This is a genomic window from Flavobacterium sp. (assembly GCF_044348915.1).
Classification (GTDB): domain Bacteria; phylum Bacteroidota; class Bacteroidia; order Flavobacteriales; family Flavobacteriaceae; genus Flavobacterium.
Genome location: NZ_JBIKRX010000134.1, coordinates 1 through 5,074, shown reverse-complemented (window position 1 = coordinate 5,074; position 5,074 = coordinate 1). Strand labels below are relative to the sequence as shown.

Sequence of the window (5,074 nt, the reverse complement as noted above, 5' to 3'; positions counted from 1 at the left end):
TAGATACAATAGAAGGTCAAATATGGGGACAATCTTCGATGTGTTAATGAAAAAGATGGTGAAATTTGAATAAATATCAATAAAATCAATAGATAACAAGGGTGCTCTAAGCGCCTATACCTATATAATTAAATAATGAAATATAAAATGCTTGTAGTCGATATGGACGACACTTTGTTGACCGACGACCACGAATTATCGAATGAGAATAAATCAATGCTTTTGAAAGCACAAGAATTAGGAGTCTATGTCGTTTTGGCATCTGGGAGACCTACATCTGCAATGATAGAATATGCCAAGGAATTGCAATGCGATGTCAATAATTCCTTTATGATTTCTTTCAATGGCTCTACAATTACCGATTTAAAAGAAGATAAAATTCTTTTTGAACACTCTTTAACCAAAGAGCAAATTCACTCGATTTACGATTTCAGTCAGGAAAATAATACGCACGTCATTACCTATTTAGATGGTAAAATTATCAGCGAAACCAGTTCGGAATATATTGATGTCGAAAGCACGATTACGGGTCTGGAGCATATCATTGTTCCAAGTTTTAAAGAGGCAGTAGCTAGTTCGGCAGTGAAATGTTTGTTGCTCGAAGAGCCTTCGTATCTCAAAACGGTCGAGCCATTGTTGAAAGAGGCAATGCCTGAATTGAGTGTGTGCATGTCGAAACCCTTTTTTTTAGAAGCTGCTCCAAATGGTGTTGACAAGGGTGCAGCGGTCGAAATTCTTGCCAAAAAACTCAATATTAATCCTAGTGAAATTATAGCCATTGGCAACGCAGGAAACGATTTATCCATGGTGCAATATGCCGGATTAGGTGTTTGGGTAGATAATGTTGAAGAAGAGTTAAGAGAATTTGGTGATATTATTGTTGCATCTAATAACGATCACGGCGTGGCCGAAGTAGTTCGACGTTTTATTTTGGAAGAGGCAGAGTTGTAAAAACAAAAGAAACTCTGAATAAGTTGTATTTGCATGCTATCGTAAAAAGACCTTTATTTGGGCTTTGGTAACCACGATATAATAAAACAGAATTTATGGAGGAATTTGTTGGAATTGTAAACAGCTATGTTTGGAGTAATGCTTTAATTATTTTGTGTTTGGGGACGGGGCTCTATTTCTCGTTACGGACACGATTCTTACAATTGCGCCATTTCAAAGAAATGTTCCGCCTTTTATTTGATGGAGAAAGTACCGACTCTGGTGTTTCTTCTTTTCAAGCGTTATCGATGTCCCTTGCTGGTAGAGTGGGTACAGGAAATATTGCGGGTGTGGCAACAGCAATTGCTTTTGGTGGTCCTGGTGCTATGTTTTGGATGTGGATGGTTGCTTTTCTTGGCGCCAGCACTGCTTTTGTTGAAGCTACTTTGGCACAAATCTATAAAGAAAAACATCTTGGTGAGTTCCGCGGAGGTCCTTCCTTTTATATCGAAAGAGGTTTGGGGGTGAAATGGTTTGCGGTTTTATTTGCCGTTGTATCCATATTTTCGGCGGGTGTTTTATTGCCAGGAGTACAAGCCAATTCTATCGCTGAAGGCTTACAGAATGCATTTCAATTGGATACTTTATATTCCGGAATTGGTGTTGGATTGTTGTTTGCCGCCATTGTTTTTGGCGGAGTAAAAAGAATCGCAAAATTCACCGAATATGTAGTGCCATTTATGGCTTTAGGGTACATCTTGATTGCTTTGATTATCATCATTGTTGATTTTAAGCAGGTACCTCATTTGATTTCATTAATCTTTAAAAGTGCTTTCAATATGGAAGCTGGATTTGGAGCTGTTTTTGGTTTGGCAATTCAGTGGGGTGTAAAAAGAGGTATTTATTCTAATGAGGCAGGGCAAGGAACTGCGCCTCATATTGCGGCTGCTGCCAATGTTTCGCACCCTACCAAACAAGGATTAGTACAGGCTTTTTCAGTGTATATTGATACTTTATTAGTATGTTCTGCTACTGGGCTTATGCTTTTGATAACCGGTAAATACAATGTTATCAATCCCGTTGCCGCCGCTGATGGCGCTCCCCAATTTTTATACGAAGGGGTCAAGAATATTGCTTCGGGGCCAGGTTATACCCAAGCTGCAATGGATACTATTTTTCCCGGTTTGGGAGCTTATTTCGTTGCTGTGGCGCTGTTTTTCTTTGCCTTTACCACTATCGTGGCGTACTATTATATAGCCGAAACCAATATTTCATATATTACTAGAAAATTTGAATCACCTCTATTTTATTATTTGTTAAAGATAACAATGGTTGCCGTTGTGGTTTATGGCTCGGTGAATCAAGCGCAATTGGCGTGGGCAATTGGTGATATTGGGGTAGGTCTAATGGCTTGGTTTAATATAGTTGCGATTTTGCTACTGCAGAAACCAGCTTTGGCTGCTCTAAAAGACTACGAAAAACAGAAAAAAGAAGGAAAGGATCCAATCTTTAATCCCGAAGATATTGGTGTTACCAATGCTCACATTTGGAATACTATCAATAAAAATAAAGACCAAAAATAGAAAACATAGAAAGTTTAGTGCTTCTAAAATCAGAGAAAAAGTCTGCTTTTAGAAGCATTTTTTTTTAGTAACTGTTCCTATAATTAATCTATCTTTGCAACTTTTAAATTTTTAGCGGTTTATAGTTTCTGACTTCTAACTTCTAAGCTCTAACTTCAAACAATGATTACAGTTAACGATATCTCCGTTCAATTCGGCGGAACTACTTTATTTAGTGACATCTCTTTTGCTATCAATGAGAATGACAAAATTGCCCTTATGGGTAAAAATGGCGCAGGAAAATCGACCTTGCTAAAGATAATCGCTGGTCAAAGCAAACCTTCGACAGGTAATATTTCGGCACCAAAAGAAGCGATTATTGCCTATTTACCACAGCATTTATTGACAACTGACGGCGCGACCGTTATGGAAGAAGCATCGAAAGCTTTCGGAGAAATCTTCTCTATGAAAGCCGAAATCGACGAAATCAACGAACAATTGACCATTCGCACCGATTACGAAAGTGATGCGTATATGAAATTGATCGAAAGAGTTTCGGACTTGAGTGAGAAATTCTATGCTATCGAAGAAGTGAATTATGAAGCCGAAGTAGAGAAAATATTAACTGGTTTGGGTTTCGAGCGTGATGATTTTACGCGTCAAACCTCGGAGTTTTCCGGTGGTTGGAGAATGCGTATCGAATTGGCTAAAATCCTTTTGAGAAAACCAGACTTGATTTTGCTGGATGAGCCAACGAACCATATGGATATCGAAAGTATTCAATGGTTAGAGGATTTCTTAATCAATTCTGCCAAAGCGGTAGTTGTGATTTCGCACGATAGAGCTTTTGTCGATAACATTACCAATCGTACTATCGAAGTGACAATGGGGCGTATTTATGACTACAAAGCGAAATATTCTCATTATTTAGAATTGCGAAAAGACCGTCGAATTCACCAACAAAAAGCCTATGATGAGCAACAAAAATTTATAGCCGACAATCAAGCATTTATTGATAGATTTCGAGGAACTTTTTCTAAAACAGATGCGGTTCAATCTAGAGTAAAAATGCTTGAAAAATTGCAAATTGTTGAGGTCGATGAAGTAGATACATCGGCTTTGAGATTGAAGTTTCCACCAGCAGCGCGTTCTGGGCAGTATCCTGTAATTGTAAAGGAAATGTCTAAATCTTATGGCGATCACGTAGTTTTCAAAGATGCGAATATCGTGATTGAAAGAGGGCAAAAAGTTGCTTTTGTGGGTAAAAATGGGGAAGGAAAATCGACGATGATCAAAGCCATAATGAAAGAAATTGGCGTTGATAGCGGTTCGGTTGAAATAGGGCACAATTCGCAAATTGGATATTTTGCCCAAAATCAGGCGGCTTTATTGGATGAAACGGCTACTATTTTTGAAACCATCGATGCTATTGCCGTTGGGGATATTCGAACTCAGATTAAGAATATTCTAGGAGCCTTTATGTTTCACGGTGATGATATTACCAAGAAAGTAAAAGTGCTTTCGGGTGGCGAAAAGACGAGATTAGCAATGATAAAATTATTATTGGAACCCGTTAATTTATTGATACTCGATGAGCCTTCGAACCATTTGGATATGAAAACCAAAGATATCATCAAAGACGCCTTACGTGATTTTGATGGGACTTTGATTCTAGTGTCGCACGATAGAGATTTCTTGGATGGATTGGCTACGAAAGTATTCGAATTTGGACACAAAAGAGTCAAAGAGCATTTCGAAGATATTAGCGGTTTCTTGGCTAACAAAAAAATGGAAAATTTACGAGAAATCGAGAAATAGTTTTATGGTATTGCAGTAAAAACAAAGAAACCGTCCCGATGTATAGGGGCGGTTTCTTTATCTTGGATAAATTCCACTTTTATCTTGGCATATCAGAAGCGGCCATGTCTCTTATGCATACATATTTGCCGTTTCTTTTTTCGAATAAACTAATGTAATTTCCGCCTTCAATTTTTGTGCCGGTTGAATCTACTAGTTTGAATTGTCCAATTTCAGTTACATTAAGGCCATCAAACGAAACGTGAACTTCGGTTGTTGTAAAAGATAGTTTAATGTCTTTATGTAAACTTTGCATGTCTTTTTTTAGAAATTCAATGATGGAGTCTTTGCTTGTAATTGGAGGTCTTCCTATAAAGAAACTTTTGGCATCATCGGCGTAATAGGTTATGCTATCTGTGTTTCTTGCATTGTAATGCGATGCAAAAGTATTTTCTATGGCCTGAATTTCTGTTTTTATTTGTTCTACGTCAACTATTGGCGCGGTTGTTGCGTCTTCTGTTTTTTTATTGCACGAAACACTTAAAGTTGTCAAAAGGATAAAGGCACCTAAAATTAAAACCTTGTTTTTCATAATAATAGCTAATTAAAATTATTTGATATGTTGATGTTGAAGAGGTTATTGCTAACAAATTTAATCTATAGGTATAGGCGCTTAGAGCACCCTTGTTATCTATTGATTTTATTGATATTTATTCAAATTTCACCATCTTTTTCATTAACACATCGAAGATTGTCCCCATATTTGACCTTCTATTGTATCTAAA

4 protein-coding genes are annotated in these 5,074 nt (G+C 37.4%); 3 read left to right on the top strand and 1 reads right to left on the bottom strand.

All coding sequences use genetic code 11. The annotated features are described in order from the left end of the window. Positions 1-135: 135 nt before the first annotated feature. The 3 genes from ACIQ1E_RS13815 (at position 136) to ACIQ1E_RS13805 (ending at position 4,310) form a co-directional block, all read left to right on the top strand. Positions 136-951 (top strand): Cof-type HAD-IIB family hydrolase, encoded by an 816-nt coding sequence (locus ACIQ1E_RS13815; RefSeq protein WP_396171921.1) that lies wholly within the window; start codon positions 136-138, stop codon positions 949-951. 95 nt (positions 952-1,046) lie between these two features. Then, complete coding sequence (locus ACIQ1E_RS13810; protein ID WP_396171919.1) at positions 1,047-2,513, top strand: alanine/glycine:cation symporter family protein; 1,467 nt, start codon at positions 1,047-1,049, stop codon at positions 2,511-2,513. A gap of 162 nt (positions 2,514-2,675) precedes the next feature. Further along, a complete protein-coding gene (locus ACIQ1E_RS13805) occupies positions 2,676-4,310 on the top strand; it encodes an ABC-F family ATP-binding cassette domain-containing protein (protein WP_396171917.1) in 1,635 nt (544 codons plus the stop codon). A gap of 79 nt (positions 4,311-4,389) precedes the next feature. Here the strand turns inward: ACIQ1E_RS13805 and ACIQ1E_RS13800 are convergent, their stop codons facing one another. Next, a complete protein-coding gene (locus ACIQ1E_RS13800) occupies positions 4,390-4,881 on the bottom strand; it encodes a YybH family protein (RefSeq protein WP_396171916.1) in 492 nt (163 codons plus the stop codon). Between the last annotated feature and the right edge of the window lie 193 nt (positions 4,882-5,074).